15 protein-coding genes are annotated in these 14,197 nt (G+C 36.8%); 3 read left to right on the top strand and 12 right to left on the bottom strand.

Going from position 1 to position 14,197, the window contains the following annotated elements; translation table 11 throughout:
* Positions 1–181 precede the first annotated feature (181 nt).
* Positions 182–1,222, top strand: a complete 1,041-nt coding sequence (locus H4J50_RS09810) for a CDP-glycerol glycerophosphotransferase family protein (RefSeq protein WP_182256041.1) — start codon at positions 182–184, stop codon at positions 1,220–1,222.
* A 32-nt stretch (positions 1,223–1,254) separates the two neighbouring features.
* Here the strand turns inward: H4J50_RS09810 and H4J50_RS09805 are convergent, their stop codons facing one another.
* The 3 genes from H4J50_RS09805 to H4J50_RS09795 form a co-directional block, all read right to left on the bottom strand.
* Positions 1,255–1,998, bottom strand: coding sequence for a glycosyltransferase family 25 protein (locus tag H4J50_RS09805; RefSeq protein ID WP_085304057.1), 744 nt, complete (start codon positions 1,996–1,998; stop codon positions 1,255–1,257).
* Positions 1,999–2,086: 88 nt separating this feature from the next.
* Positions 2,087–3,595 carry a capsule assembly Wzi family protein gene (locus H4J50_RS09800; RefSeq protein ID WP_182256040.1) on the bottom strand — a complete coding sequence of 503 codons (1,509 nt, stop codon included), beginning with the start codon at positions 3,593–3,595 and terminating at the stop codon, positions 2,087–2,089.
* A gap of 61 nt (positions 3,596–3,656) precedes the next feature.
* Entirely contained in the window at positions 3,657–4,256 is a 600-nt protein-coding gene (locus tag H4J50_RS09795) for a TIGR04211 family SH3 domain-containing protein (RefSeq protein ID WP_182256038.1), read from the bottom strand.
* A 207-nt stretch (positions 4,257–4,463) separates the two neighbouring features.
* On the opposite strand from H4J50_RS09795, the gene H4J50_RS09790 reads away from it, so the two are divergent.
* Positions 4,464–5,975: a CYTH and CHAD domain-containing protein gene (locus H4J50_RS09790; RefSeq protein WP_182256036.1), complete on the top strand. Its 1,512-nt coding sequence runs from the start codon at positions 4,464–4,466 to the stop codon at positions 5,973–5,975.
* 108 nt (positions 5,976–6,083) lie between these two features.
* The gene (locus tag H4J50_RS09785; RefSeq protein ID WP_182256035.1) at positions 6,084–7,004 is read left to right on the top strand and encodes a L,D-transpeptidase family protein; all 921 of its coding nucleotides are present in this window, start codon (positions 6,084–6,086) and stop codon (positions 7,002–7,004) included.
* 86 nt (positions 7,005–7,090) lie between these two features.
* Here the strand turns inward: H4J50_RS09785 and H4J50_RS09780 are convergent, their stop codons facing one another.
* From H4J50_RS09780 to H4J50_RS09740, 9 genes are all read right to left on the bottom strand, one after another.
* Positions 7,091–7,351, bottom strand: a complete 261-nt coding sequence (locus H4J50_RS09780; protein ID WP_182256033.1) for an LPP leucine zipper domain-containing protein — start codon at positions 7,349–7,351, stop codon at positions 7,091–7,093.
* 229 nt (positions 7,352–7,580) lie between these two features.
* Positions 7,581–8,069, bottom strand: a complete 489-nt coding sequence (locus H4J50_RS09775; RefSeq protein WP_259366213.1) for a potassium channel family protein — start codon at positions 8,067–8,069, stop codon at positions 7,581–7,583.
* A 54-nt stretch (positions 8,070–8,123) separates the two neighbouring features.
* The gene (locus H4J50_RS09770; protein WP_182256031.1) at positions 8,124–8,453 is read right to left on the bottom strand and encodes a hypothetical protein; all 330 of its coding nucleotides are present in this window, start codon (positions 8,451–8,453) and stop codon (positions 8,124–8,126) included.
* 2 nt (positions 8,454–8,455) lie between these two features.
* Positions 8,456–9,094 (bottom strand): hypothetical protein, encoded by a 639-nt coding sequence (locus tag H4J50_RS09765; RefSeq protein ID WP_182256029.1) that lies wholly within the window; start codon positions 9,092–9,094, stop codon positions 8,456–8,458.
* 95 nt (positions 9,095–9,189) lie between these two features.
* On the bottom strand, positions 9,190–9,879 hold the full coding sequence (locus tag H4J50_RS09760) for a PspA/IM30 family protein (RefSeq protein WP_182256027.1): 690 nt from the start codon (positions 9,877–9,879) through the stop codon (positions 9,190–9,192).
* 23 nt (positions 9,880–9,902) lie between these two features.
* Positions 9,903–10,316, bottom strand: coding sequence for a YjfI family protein (locus H4J50_RS09755; protein WP_108456958.1), 414 nt, complete (start codon positions 10,314–10,316; stop codon positions 9,903–9,905).
* Positions 10,317–10,464: 148 nt separating this feature from the next.
* On the bottom strand, positions 10,465–12,171 hold the full coding sequence (locus tag H4J50_RS09750; RefSeq protein WP_182256025.1) for a polyamine aminopropyltransferase: 1,707 nt from the start codon (positions 12,169–12,171) through the stop codon (positions 10,465–10,467).
* A gap of 93 nt (positions 12,172–12,264) precedes the next feature.
* Entirely contained in the window at positions 12,265–13,167 is a 903-nt protein-coding gene (locus tag H4J50_RS09745; RefSeq protein WP_182256023.1) for a DUF350 domain-containing protein, read from the bottom strand.
* A gap of 8 nt (positions 13,168–13,175) precedes the next feature.
* Entirely contained in the window at positions 13,176–14,186 is a 1,011-nt protein-coding gene (locus H4J50_RS09740) for a hypothetical protein (RefSeq protein ID WP_259366212.1), read from the bottom strand.
* Positions 14,187–14,197: the final 11 nt, after the last annotated feature.

Genomic DNA, 14,197 nt, shown 5'->3' with positions numbered 1-14,197 from the left:
CGTTATTAATAGCGCATTTATCACTGTGCTGTCAATTGTGATTTTGTTATATATTATAAGTTATAAGGTTTTTATTTTGCATATAACCTTATTTTTAATCTCGATTTATCTGTAGCTGATTTTTAACATATAACTTGCTAATATCTACCACTCTCCTATTGCACTATTTTATGAGCCCAAAATGCAAGCAAAAAAGTTTGTTTTAAATATATCTCAAAACTATAGCTTCGCTATTTTAAGACCATTACAAGAAGCCATTCGCAATAGCAACAGAGATGTTTATTGGTTTGTACAGGGTAGTGCGGTTAATTTATCCTATTTTACTGCAGACGAAAAAATATTAAAGAGTGTTGATGACGTTATTAAATATGATCCTGATGCTGTTATTTTTCCTGCCAATATAGCACCAACATTTTTCCCAGGAATTAATGTTGCGGTTTTCCATGGTTTTGATGCAGGAAAAGTAGATAAAAAAGGACATAATGATCATTATAAAGTGCGTAATTGTTTTGATTTATATTGCACGCAGGGGCCAGATTCGACTGCTCAATTTCAACGTTTAGCTGAAAAGCATCAAACGTTTAAAGTCATTGAAACAGGTTGGTGCGCATTAGATCCTTTATTTACCAATAATAACGTCGATAAAACAGTAAAGTCGACAATATTAATGTGTTCAACATTTTCTAAGCAATTAACCTGTGCACCACACCTTTTTGAAACAATAAAATCTTTAAGTGAGACAGGTAAATGGAATTGGTTAATTCAATTTCATCCTAAAATGGATAGAAGCATAGTTGATAAATATAAATCAATTCAAAATGAACACTTAAGCTTTGTTGAAACTGATGATGTTATCCCCCTGCTGAAGCGAGCAGATATTATGGTTTGTGATACCTCTTCTGTACTTATCATGTTTTTATTACAAGGTAAGCCAGTTGTTACTTTCAATAATATATCACCAGGTGATTATTTAATTGATATTAATTCAGCTGATAAACTTGAAGAGTCAATTGAGTATGCCCTGCAAAAACCTCAATGTTTAATGGATAATATTCAGAAGTATATTGATTGTACGCATCCATACATGGATGGAAGGTCATCTTATCGCCTGCTAGATGCGATTGATAAGACTATTGAAGAGAAATCAAGTCTTAAACCTAAGCCCTTTGATCTATTTAGACAATTTAAAATGCGTAAAAAATTGAAATACTGGAAGCTTTAATCTCATGCGTTAAAAATAATGTTATTAAGCGATTATAACTCTCCTGATAAGTGCGTTTTCCTTAAGTACCATAAGTGTATTCTGTATTTTATATTACGAATGAAATTGGTGCTTTTAGTACCATGAAACCCACCATTCAATAGTGTTATATCACTAGCGAAGTTCTTGTTTTCACTAATCGGATAAGGGCGTAAACCAAATACAGACAAGTCTAGCTCTTGACAAAACTGCATATCAATATCAACAGGGCGATAGAACTTATCTCTTGCAAGCAGCTTTTTAGCACCAGCTAGATTAAGCGTATAACCTGTTGCACAGTTAGGGATTTTTGTAAAATTGATTAATTCAAACTGTTGATCTAATGAACTAATTTGTTTGGGTTCATGGTTTCTATTATCAGCTAATTTAATCAGATCGTATTTGCTTAATGTCTCGGAAAGTGAGAAGAGTTGGATAAAGTTACTTTCAATATTCATGTCATCTTCTAGTATAACCGCAAAGGCTATATTTTCAGCGACCATTTTACGCCAAACATTTCTGTGGCTAATGTAACAGCCAATTTCACCCATGCTTAAATCTGCTCTAAAATACTTCTTATTCAGTATTTTGGAATATTCTTGGTTAATTTCAGTAGTTGTTAAATTGTTACCTTTAACGGCAGGAATTCTTTCAAAGGCGACATTTATCTCTGAAAGTTGTTTGTCCATATTTAATAATCGTTCAGTTGCACAGTCTAAATTAATGACATATACGGGACAGTTATTGATTATGGACATCTTAATTACCTTTTATTGCTCATGATTTTTAAGTCATGAACTCGCAGTTTAGAAAAAATTTATTTAAGTAATTATATTTTTACCTGTGTTAAAGATTATATTCAACTTTTAAAAATAAGTTTGCTTGTTTTTTATCTTTAATGTCATTTTCAAATGTAGATCGACTGAGGTCTAAACCCAAGGTATATCGCCAGTTTTTATAACTATGCTGAACCTTAGTCGATACCATGATCAAGTCTTCCGCTACTTCTGTAAGCGGATTTCCAATAATATTATTTCCTGGTGCTTTATCATTGTTATCTGTATTCAGTTGTAAGTGACGAATTTTGCTCGTTACATTTGTATTTTGATCAATGGTAGAAATAAAGCCTAAAACCACGCTCGTTGCATCATTATCGTATAAGTTACCTAAGGTTCTTTGCTGGTAACGCATACCTGTTTGATAAATATGATGCTCATAGTAGCAGTTACCAATGTTTCTGTTATCTATATCAGCACAGTCTGCGTAGGTGTCGGTATATTCTAAATAAACCTTTGTATGAGCTGAAAAGATCTTTAAGTTAGTATCAATACCTACTTGCACTTTGGGTTCAGTCAAAAAGCTTAATGATGAGCCACTGTTATCACCATCTTCTGCAAAATATTGGCCATACAAACCAATAGGGGTATTTAGTACGTTGAATGAATAACGTAAATCGTATCCTGCTTGTTGATTACCAGGTTCATTTTCTTTATTTACGCCGCAATCAAGTCCTGAAGCGCCACAATTGTCTTTACCCACGAGTACATTGAAAAAAGTGCTTAAGCTTTGTGAACGGTCTTTACCGCCAAATTGTGCTAAACGAGTAAGACCGACTTCTAAACCGTCGAATGGCTGAAAATTTAACCTGAAGCCCCACAACAGGGTGTCATCAATAACGCGTTTATCGTCCATAACGCCCATAAATGAAGTTACGGTCCAAGGGATTTCAATTTCGGTGAATGGAATTTCTAAAGGTATTGCCGATCTGCGGGATATTGAAAGCGCTGGAATAGGCCTAGCGTTATTAGTTAAGCTTAAGTTGCTATCCCAGCCCGGGCCCCACCATCTATCTTGCTTACCTAATGAAACCACCCAGTTACCAATAAAGCCTGCAACATAACTACCATCAAAACGGGTTTTGTCATTATCTTCTGGAGAGAACGTATAACTGGTGGAAAGACCAAAAGCAAACGATTCTGTCATATGGCTTGTTTGGATTTTTATATTGTTTTTGTCTCTAAAATCCTCGCCAAAACTTGTGAAACGTTTGTCTTTATTGGCAATATTAAGCTCTAATTTTTTACTGTTATTTTTGGCCATTCGAAATTGATGATTTACATAATCAAAGGCTTGTTTTTCCGCGCTATTTAAAGAAGAGTAATCAACATGCTTTAAGTCACGCCCAATATCGAGCCACATTAATGGAAATGTTGTAACGGGTGTTTTTATGTGGCCTGCATCAGCAAGTTGTTGAATACTTGATCTAAGATAAATATTTGATGTATCAATCCAAGGTTCTGCAGACGTGAAAAAGCAAAACAAAAATAGCGTGTAAGATAATTTATGTAATTTCAAAATAAGATTTTCAGTTCTTTAAGTGATATTTAGCCTAACTTTTAAAATTTAATTTTAAAAGTTAGCCCCAGTTTTCCATACTTGATTTACGTTTTGAAAATAAACGCGGTAAGATCAAACCAAATAATAAACCAATACCTAAGACGATTGCGCCATTAAAAAACCATTGTTTTTTAATACTAGTGTCTTGATTTTTCAATTGTGATTTTGTTTGTGTTAAGTCCATGTTGAGTGCAGAAATGCTATTTTGTAGATCACTGCGTTCAGACTTTAATGCGTCAATTTCTAAAGTGGCGTCATTAAGTTGCTGAGTCATATCACTTTTGCCTGATTGAAAACTAGCGAGTTTTTCATTTAAGTCAGCGATAACATAACGCATGCCTGGTTTGGTTGAAACATGCTTGCTTTCGATCCAACCTATGCGGTCTTTATCAGTAATTATTTCGCTGTAATCATTATTTGAATTACCAGTTAACTCTACTTTTTCACCAGAGTTAACAGTACCTTGTATGCGATAGTTTTTGCCAGCACCTGTATGCATATAAACAATTAAATCTTCAGAGATATAGCCAGCCGTAGTCGTTGAATCGGCCTCTTCGGCGAAAGAAAATAAAGGAGTTAAAAATAGTAGAGTAACGAATGTTTTTTTTATGTTCATCATGAAATAACCAATAGCGCCATTTTAAACAGAGAATGGCAAAGATAGTAGGACTTTGCAGGAGTGATAGCAAGTGATAGCGCCTAGATTTCTAAGATTTTTGCTATAAAATAACAATCATGTAAGATTGAGACTATTATTTACTGTAAATGTGCAAAAATATTGTAACTGCAGTTAATAAGCTTGATTTATAACTACTATTGGAAAAGTATGACAACCGAAATAGAGCTTAAATATTTAGTTTTAGGCGATAATACCCAAGAAAAGATCAGCCAAACTCTTAACCACGAAAATATTCAATTTAGCTATCAGGAAAAGCAATTGGCTAATTGCTACTTTGATACGCCCGATTTGAACTTACGCCATCATGATATGGGCTTAAGAGTTCGTCGTAATAATAATCATATTGAGCAAACAATTAAAACAGCTGGTCAGGTTGTAGGTGGTTTACATAGCCGACCTGAATATAATGTTGATATAGCAAGCGAACGCCCAATATTGTCGCTTTTTCCAAATGTAATTTGGCACGAAGATCAATCTCCCGAGCATATTCAACGAGAGTTAGTCGCTTTATTCGACACTAACTTTAAACGCTGCACTTGGCTCATTACCGATAAAAGTGGCAACGTGGTTGAACTGGCTTACGATCAAGGTGAAATTACCAGCTCAGACAAAAAAGAAAGTATACATGAACTTGAGTTTGAACTGGTTGAAGGTGAAACATCGGCTTTATTTAATTTAGCTACGCTACTTTTTAATGTGTTAGCACTTCGACCTGGTATTAAAAGCAAAGCCGCACGCGGTTATGTGCTTTGGCGAGCAGAACCCGCATTAAATCAATCTCAACAAGCTGGTTATATTTGTGAAAAGCGCAGTGACTCAATTGCTTCAGCTTTTACACACGGCCTAAGTCAAGGGTTTACGCGTTTGCAAAAGAGTATTGAAAGCTACTTAATGGCTCCAAGCTTACAAACCTTGGTTCAGGTTAAAGCTGAATTAGCCACTTTGCGTCACGGTTTTTGGTTGTTTGCAGATTATTTATCAGCAGAAGAATTGCTTATTAGAGATGGATTAAGCCATTTTATACATCTATTAGCTTGGGTTGATAACGCAATACATTTGCAAGAACTAACCAACAAAACAGGCAATTATCGTAAAAAACTCGACTTTAGCCAACAACTTATTGAACAGCTTAAAATAGAGAAACGCCGCTTCCCAAATAACGATGATATTTCTCAACTTTTACACAGCAGTAGGTTTAATCAATTACAACTGTCGATACTGAAACTCTTTTTATCTCGAAGTCAGCAACAACTTACAGATCCTAAAGTGAAAGACGACTCACTGATTAAATTTGCCCAAGATAAAATAAAATTTAGTCTACGTGAGCTAAATGAACAGATGAACAATTTGAGCACTTTGCAATGTCATCAATACATCGCCTTGAGTAAACCTCTATATCGCAGTTCATTAACAGGCACTTGGCTTGCTGGTTTATTCGATAACGAGCTGCGTGATAAATTTCGCCGCCCATGGCTTGATTTAAAACAAGGCATAACAGAGTTACATTCATTGTGGATTATTCAACTGCAATTAGAGAAACTTGATAACCCACCGAAAAAAATTGTTCAGTGGCAAAATAGCAAAGTGGAAGGTTTATTAATCGCATTGAACAACACTAAATCTATCGCTATTGCTATGCCGCCATATTGGCATGAATAGCTAATTATTCTTCATAGGTAGCCTGTAAAAACCCGTAGTTTTAGCTAGGGTTTATTACAGGTCAATTTTTTACACGGTTTAAACTCTACTAGTGCTTGTTGTTATTTTATGTCAAATTTATTCTCAAATGTGTTTACATTCAAAAAGCTGATTTGTAGTTTTCTCCTTAGCTTTGTTGTATTTGTAAGTGCTGCTAAAACCTATAATTTACCTCCAGAGGGCTCTCGATTGATTGGTGATATGCAATATCATGAAGTGATCAAAGGAGACTACTTTCAACGCATTGCCGAACATTATAATGTTGGCTTTCTCGCCTTAATGGCAGCTAACCCAAGTGTTGATCCATTTCTCCCTACTTTAGGGCATCAGTTGGTTATACCTAGTCAAATGTTGCTACCTTTTGGTAAGCGTGAAGGCATTATTATTAATCTACCCGAATTACGGTTGTATTATTTTCCAGAAAATAGTGACAAGGTTCATGTTTTCCCTGTGGGTGTTGGTAGGGAAGGTTTAGCAACTCCCAAAACAATAAGCTACATAGGTGAAAAGCGTAAAGATCCCGTTTGGCGGCCAACGACTGAAATGAAGGCACGATACTTTGTTGAACATGGTCGAAAGTTAGCTGACGAAGTACCCGCGGGCCCCAATAACCCGTTTGGAAAATATGCTTTGCGTTTAGGCACTAGTGTGTATTTATTGCATGGCTCGAATCAACGTTTTGGTATTGGTATGCGTGCTAGCTCTGGTTGTATTCGTTTATATGACGATGATATTGAGTGGCTATATAAACATGTCGCAATTAACACACCGGTAAAAATTGTTGACCAGACAATAAAGCTTTCTTACGAGCCAAACAAAAAGTTGATTGAAGTACATAGCCCACTAACCCCAGATAATGGTGAAGTGAGTGAAACTGATATCACATCTGCTGTTAGGGCGTTTGTCGGCGACTTCCCTGAAAATAAAAGCCTGTTATTAAATCAAGTAACAAACCCTAAAGGTTTGGTTACAGAGTTACATGCAAATTAAAAATTTCTTCTTTAAAACAATAAAACACTAAAAAAATTTTAGTGTTTTATTTATTCAAAAGCATTTTCTAAGCTAATTACGGGGTATTACTTTTTGTAACTAGCTACTACATTATCAATGCGTTCATTAGTATCTTTTACTGCTTGGTTAGTTTTTTCTTGCGACATACCTAATTCGTTTACTTCAGCTGATACTGCTTTAGTTTGAGTAGATAGACTATTAACTTTATCTGTTAAGCTATCCACTTTTTGATTGAGTTGAGAGATATTTGCTTCTAGAGCAGAGTTATTAGCACAACCACTTATAATGGCAATAGCGGCTACTATGGTTAATTTTTTTAATAGCATGATGGGATCCCTGTTTTTTTATTAAATTTGAACATTCTACGAATAACAAGTTTTTAGTATGGCATAAAAATATCATGGTTCAAAATAATCACAGGGCTAATAGTATTTGTTTGTTTGCTGACGGTTTCATTGGAGTGAGCACTAACTTTAATTAATGTTATGATAGGTCTAACCGTATAATACATAAGCGATAGTATGCACTTGAATTTTCTGCCAACTAATCTGGCTTTTATTTATTGAGGGACTTTGTTAGTGCTTCGAGTTTTTCTTCCAACACTATAAGTTTTTTAGCTGTTTCTACATTTTGAGCAATAATTTGTGCGTTTTGCATTCTTAGTTCGCGGTTCTTAATATTGGTATCGGCAAAACCAAATATTTTATTTACAAACACCGCACCCATGCCGCCCAAAATACCAACACCTAGAATGAACATAACAAAAACGCATGCTCGACCTACAAATGTGATGGGGTAAACATCGCCAAATCCAATGGTAGTTGCAGACATTACCATTAGCCATAGCGCATCGCTGTAGCTTTTAACTGGTGAGACTTCAAGCCCAATTTCAGCTTGATAAGTTAGGTAACCTAACGATATATTTAACGTTATAAATAAGATCAAAGATGCTACGCCGATAAAGCCGTAGTTGTAATTTTTTACCCCGAAACCATCGACGCGGTATAAATTAGTTTTTTCCATGGCTTTTTGTACGACTATCATTGCAATCTCGGCATTATTTTATCAAATGGAATAACCGTTGAGCTGAGTGCAGATTTATTCAACCTGACTACTATCAACATAATTGATTAAATCATCCATCAATTTTTTCTTAATTTCAAGTTGTTGTTCTGCAGATAGACTATATTTTTCCCCCAGTAATGCATAATCTTCAGCTGACAAGCTAACCGTTAATCTTGGGCGTTTAGGGCGCTTATTGGTTGGCAACCCTAAAATATCTCTAATTTGCTCAGAAGGGCTAATGCCGGCTTCTAATGCTTGCTTTCGAATAGAAAGTTGAATTTTTTCATCCATATCAAAGGCAACTTGTACCGCTTTAACTGCTTTGACTGATGATTGCCACTTCTCGGGGATTTTTCTCGACACGGTTAACTCCCTGGATACATGTCCACAATGTCTGTGGTAGGTCTAAATAAGGTTAAAAATACTTCCGTATCGCCGTCTTGCCATACTTCAATATCGATTCCTTTGTCTTGGTCTTCGTTAAACAGTTCGTAAAGTTCAAATTGCTCGCCGCTGTCTTTTCCTTCATAGGCTGAGAGGGCATCTGTTCGGTAGTCTTTACGATGAAAGTAACCGACTTGGGCGTAACTACTTTGTTGGTATATTTCGCTGCTCCAACCTGAAGTGTTGTTACTGTCAGTTATACGCGTTAATTGTGCTTCGCCGGGTTCATCAAAGACTTCGGCGAACTGTTCAAGATCAAACAGTGTTTCAACGTCTTGGTGTAATATTTTAAGGGAAAATTTTAGGTAAGTTTTATCGTCTACATCTAAGGTTAAGTAAAGTTCAAGGTCGTTATTACCTTTTAGAACCCACTCTGCTTTAGTTTTATGCTCAAACTCATAACTATTTACAGCACTGACTTGAAATTCTTGTGCTCGCAATGCAGCAGGTAAACCAAAACTGTCTGACATGACAATAATATCACCTAAGGTGAGTTCTTTCACATTATTGAGTTTGCGTTCTTGAGTTGGCTTCTTGAATATGTTTTTAAAAAAACTCACGGTGTGCTCCAAAAATTATGGCGAACAATTAGCCTTAATAAAGCTAAAAAACCGCTTTGCATCTAGGATACAAAGCGGTAACTAAAATTTGTTAGTTATTTTTTCGTAGCTTTTAAACGCTCTAGTACTGAATTAGCGTTGTTATCACTGGCACCAATACCTGCTTCTTTAAGCTTAGCTTCTAGTGACGTATCTGAATTCTCAGATTCTAAAACTTCAGCCGCTTTCATGCGATCATCAAACTTTTGTTGCTTCGCTTTAATGCGCTCTAAAGAGTCTTTCGCATTTAATAGTTTAGAGTTACTTGATGAAAAATTATCAGTAATTGCTGATGTCGCTTTCTGTACGCTTTCTGTGGTTTTTACCATAGATAATTGGCGCTTGTATTCAGCAACTTGGCGTTCACTTTTTTTCACTAACTCTTTTAATCGTTCGGCATTACCTTGAAAGCTATCAAGCGCTTGTTGTTGTGTAGTAAGCTCGTTTTCAAGGGTAGAAATTTTTTCAGCAACGGCTAATGCAAGTTCATCGTCACCTTTATCAAGGGCTTGCACGGCATAACCTTCATGTTCTACCACTTCACGTTTAATACGTTCAACGTCACGGCTAGACGACATTTGTTGTGCCATTACACCGGTTAAGTCACGTTTAGCTCTGGTTAAGTGATTTTCAGCATCACGAATTTCTTGTTCAAAAATACGAGTAGCGTTTGAGTCAATAATTGATTCACCCACTTCAGTTGCACCGCCGCGAATAGCGGTCATAATTTTCTTAAATATACTCATAATAATACTCCTAAGGTGGCTGCTTAAATTAAGTAATCACTCATGTCGTCAATAATTTCTAGTGCATTGTTGCTCAATACCGCTAGTTCGTGTTCTATATCATCAAAAGTTGAGCTAATCGCGAGTGCGCCAAAAATGACATACTTTTCACCAATTTTTGAAAATGAAGATAATGGCATTGGAATGTTCATCTCTAACATACTGACGTGCATTTCATTGATCTTATCCGTTTTAACTTCTTCTTCACCCCAGAGGTAGGTAATGCAAAGAATTTGATCATCAGTTACCGAAACAAAGATAGGTAGCTCTTCACGGCCAAAAACTGTTATCTGTAATACATCAACTTCACCTGAAATTGGTTGGCAATCAAAAACCATCCCAGTGTCCGAGTCATCAGCCAAAGCATTTAAGTAATCAGCTATCTTATGAATATTCATGTTTTTCCTCATGTTCTAATAAGTAGCGTAAAATCAGTTATACTGTTTTTACTAACGACATATTATGTCGTATTGGGTTAATTTAGCATTGTGACATATTATGTCAAGTGCTAATTCATTTTATTTCTTAACTTATTTTAATCACTTTTTACTGTAAATGGGCATTATTTAGCCCTTGTTGATCTTGCCATGCCTGTTGATGTAGCTGATAAATAGCATGGCTGCCGAGATAGTTAATGGGGACTGACTCGCTATCTTGATAAAAGTCTCTAGAGAATTCAAAAGCATTAATGGCCATAGGCAATGTTAGCCAATGATGTGGGGTAGGAAATTCTTCCATACTTTTTAACCTTGTCAGTGGCGCTGCTCCCATCTTACTGGCAATAGTCCAACCCCATTCGCCAAAACTAGGCACGTTATCATGATACTGTTGAACCGTTGAGTAGCCCGCAGCTTGCACGGTCTTTCCAATCGCAATAAAAGCATTTTTAGCGTGGTAAGGACTAGCTGATTGAATACCAATTAAGCCATCACCGGCAAGGAGTTGCTTTAAGCGAGCATAAAAATTTACGGAATAAAGTTTATTAAGATCTGGATGACTAGGGTCGGGTAAATCAACAATAATTGCATCGAATGTCTGCTGGTTTTGCAACAAACTATCAATCGCTATAAAGGCATCAGAAGAAATAATGTTCACACGTTCATCACGCAAGCTAGCCTCATTTAAACCTTCAACTGTATTGGCGAGTGAGTAAGGCAGTTTTTCATGTGGATTTTTAAATAAATCAATTAACTCGGTATCTAAATCAACTAGAGTGACACTTTTAGGTTGCCATTGCAGAACATCTCGTAAAGCTAAGCCATCACCGCCGCCAATAATTAAAATATTATTATGGCGTGCTGAGCCAGCTAAAACTGGGTTAACTAGATAGCTGTGGTAAATAAACTCGTCTGATGATGAGAACTGTAAGCGGCCATTTAAATAGAAGTTAATAATGTTGCCATCGTTCGGCCCCATATTTCGTTGGGTAAATGTCAGCTGTTGAAAACGTGTTTTATCACTATAAACAACTTTATCGAGATAAAGTAAGTTGCTCATCTGGCTCAACCAACCATTGCCAAATTGATATATAGCTAAAATCATGATTAACAAAACACCATGCGCTGTAATTAAGGTTTTTCGCCAGGTCAGTCTTTGCCAGTAATAGAGGATAAAAACGATACCTGCGGTGAGGTTTAAACCCGCCGTTAATGCACTGGCTTTGCTGATGTCTATTGATAAGAGAAATATAACCCATATCGCTGCGCCGATACCTGCGCCGATATAATCAGCACCGTAAATAGTACCTAAGTTATTTTTAAGGTGCTTTTGATGTATTTCTTCTCGAATTCGCGCAATCAGCGGTATTTCCATGCCGATAAAGAAACCTAAAATAAAGCCAAAAAAGTAAGGACTATTAAAGGCAATAAAGCTGAGTTGTTTAAATAGACCACCACGCGGGTATGCGTCTGGCGGTAAGTTGAACATTGAGCCTAAAATTTCAGGAAAGGTTTGGGTTAGTGCTATTAGTCCGCCAATGATCAATATTGAGCCGCTACCCAAAAATGCAATAGTAAGCTCTAACCATACAAAACCATTAAAAGCACATTGAATTTTTCGTGCTGCAAATGCCCCTAACCCCATTGCAACAATCATCAAGCCAATCATAGCGTATATAGTGCTTTCCATTATGCCCAAAACACGGCCGGCATAATGCGATAATAGGTATTCGTATATCAGTCCACAACCTGCTAAAACAGCCATCGTTAGAATCAGGAGTGTATCGTCCCATAGCCGGTTTCTTTGGATTGTCATGGAAATTCCTAGCTTGAATAAATTACGTTTAATGATTAGAAAGCAATCAAGCGCAAAAGTGCGCTTGATGTGGTGTGCATATTTTCGCTGCTATTAAGACATTAAAGCCGTTAGTATTAGCGCAATTGAGATGCTGATCGCCATTTCGACAGAAGCGACACCAATATTATGCTGTTGGTCTACTTCTTCAACTAAGTTAATACCCATGAGTACTAAGCGTTTTGCAATTGAGGTGAGTAGGGCGACCAATAAAGTCATCACCATACCAAAGACTAACCAACCCACTAAGTTTACCAATAAAGTATCTGGGCTATAGGTTAAAAAGTGACTGGCAGCGGTTACGGCTAAAGCGGTACTAATTGCCTGTCCCGCATAGCGAATAGCAAGCGCAACATGACCCTCAGCAAAAGCGCTTTGCATGCTGTGATTTTGGTTGTTTTTCGCATACTGACGTTCTTTAAGGCGAGTAACTAACACTAACATGGCTTGTGAAACAATAAAGCCGGCAACAATAGCCGTAAATGTGCTGATATCTAAACCGTAAACCCAAAGTAAAACTGCGCGAATAACAATCGCTGTGGCTATAGCGCCTGAAGCGTCGACAATACCGACTGCAATATTACGAGATTTAATCTCTGCGTTTTTGTCTATGTGGTTTAAGGCAAAGCGATCATGAAAAATTCGGCCAATTTTAATTAAAATTAAACCTAATATTCCGTAACTCGCCATGCCAATGATTTCCATCAAGTAACTATCAGCATTTTCGCCTGTTATGGCACCGGTTAAAACAATACCTAAAGCAGCTACACTGCCTGCCACGCTGATACCAAAAGCAAAGTTATCTTCTTTGGCAAGCTCGTCTGTTGAGTTGACCTTTGCTGATAAACCACTAATAAAACGCATTGCGCCAAGTAATATAATGGCAATAGTAATATCAATCGCTAAGAAGATTAATAGCTCTAGGTTTAGGCCGGTTATTTCAATAAATGTATTCATATTTATCCCTACTTTCCACGTCTAAAACTACGTGACGTTGTACTCTTACTGTTTCTAAAGCTAGCATTTTTGGCACTTTTACTTGATTTTGCATAAGCGCTTTTATTAGCTGTTTTACTAGCAAATCGATTGGCACTGGTTTGTGCACTTTTACTTTGACTAGAGATACTTGACGCGCCCGTTCTATTTTTGCTGTAAGCGCTAGTGTACTTTTGTCCGCGACTTTGAAAAGATTTTTTGGTGCGAGTATCTAAATCAGTTTGTTTACGCAGTTGATCAGGAGAGCTGTATCGCTTGCGACCATAATCATTGTAATAACTATAATTTCTGCTACGGCCCCAGTCACTATAACTGGTGCGTCGCGAGCCAAATAAATCGCCCATCATAGAGTACATACCATACCAAGCCCAAAACGACATGCCATTAGAGCCAGTCGTCCAACTGCCATAAGAAGGGTTGCCAATAAGTTGTTCACCAGTACCAAAATCTTGTGCCTTATTTGCCGACATACTTTGTGCTTTTGACAGCGCATTAACGCGTGGCAAAGTACCATCAGACATATCAGCTAAGACATTGAGTGGATCGCTTAAGGCATCAGAATATAAAACCGGATCAGCAGCTTGATATAAGTTTAGTAACTCATCATAAATAGCTTGAGAGTTCTCAAACATTTGAGGTTGATTTTTTACCGTGTTTAATCGATCAACTAATGCTAAAAACATTGGGCCTTTAGTGCCCGTATCTTTTAAAAACTCGTCAATTAACGGCTTATAGCTTGGCTTACTTTTTAGTAGCCTTTCTCCGTACTGATTTATTAAATTCGCGTTACGAACTTCGCCATTGCTAAGTGCTTGAGCAAGTAATTCAATGCGTTGTTCAGTGAGTGGTATTTGCTGGGTGATTTTCTCTTTTACTGGATCTGTACAAGCAAAGAGTAATAACGTCAGCAAAAGTATCATTAATTTTAGCGGCTGCATTCCTGCCATACTGTCCTCAAAAATGCTATGGTTATCATTCATTAGTACCATTT

Source organism: Colwellia sp. 6M3 (assembly GCF_014077595.1).
In the GTDB taxonomy this organism is placed as follows: domain Bacteria; phylum Pseudomonadota; class Gammaproteobacteria; order Enterobacterales; family Alteromonadaceae; genus Cognaticolwellia.
The sequence above is the reverse complement of the archived record's forward strand: the minus strand, read 5'-3'. Positions and strand labels throughout refer to the sequence as shown.

Bases quoted from the DNA above. Each gene is read 5' to 3' on its own strand.
- H4J50_RS09810 (WP_182256041.1), top strand. From the start codon at position 182: ATGCAAGCAAAAAAGTTTGTTTTAAATATATCTCAAAACTATAGCTTC.
- H4J50_RS09805 (WP_085304057.1), bottom strand. From the start codon at position 1,998: ATGTCCATAATCAATAACTGTCCCGTATATGTCATTAATTTAGACTGT.
- H4J50_RS09795 (WP_182256038.1), bottom strand. From the start codon at position 4,256: ATGATGAACATAAAAAAAACATTCGTTACTCTACTATTTTTAACTCCT.
- H4J50_RS09790 (WP_182256036.1), top strand. From the start codon at position 4,464: ATGACAACCGAAATAGAGCTTAAATATTTAGTTTTAGGCGATAATACC.
- H4J50_RS09785 (WP_182256035.1), top strand. From the start codon at position 6,084: ATGTCAAATTTATTCTCAAATGTGTTTACATTCAAAAAGCTGATTTGT.
- H4J50_RS09780 (WP_182256033.1), bottom strand. From the start codon at position 7,351: ATGCTATTAAAAAAATTAACCATAGTAGCCGCTATTGCCATTATAAGT.
- H4J50_RS09775 (WP_259366213.1), bottom strand. From the start codon at position 8,069: ATGATAGTCGTACAAAAAGCCATGGAAAAAACTAATTTATACCGCGTC.
- H4J50_RS09760 (WP_182256027.1), bottom strand. From the start codon at position 9,879: ATGAGTATATTTAAGAAAATTATGACCGCTATTCGCGGCGGTGCAACT.
- H4J50_RS09755 (WP_108456958.1), bottom strand. From the start codon at position 10,316: ATGAATATTCATAAGATAGCTGATTACTTAAATGCTTTGGCTGATGAC.
- H4J50_RS09750 (WP_182256025.1), bottom strand. From the start codon at position 12,171: ATGACAATCCAAAGAAACCGGCTATGGGACGATACACTCCTGATTCTA.
- H4J50_RS09745 (WP_182256023.1), bottom strand. From the start codon at position 13,167: ATGAATACATTTATTGAAATAACCGGCCTAAACCTAGAGCTATTAATC.
- H4J50_RS09740 (WP_259366212.1), bottom strand. From the start codon at position 14,186: ATGAATGATAACCATAGCATTTTTGAGGACAGTATGGCAGGAATGCAG.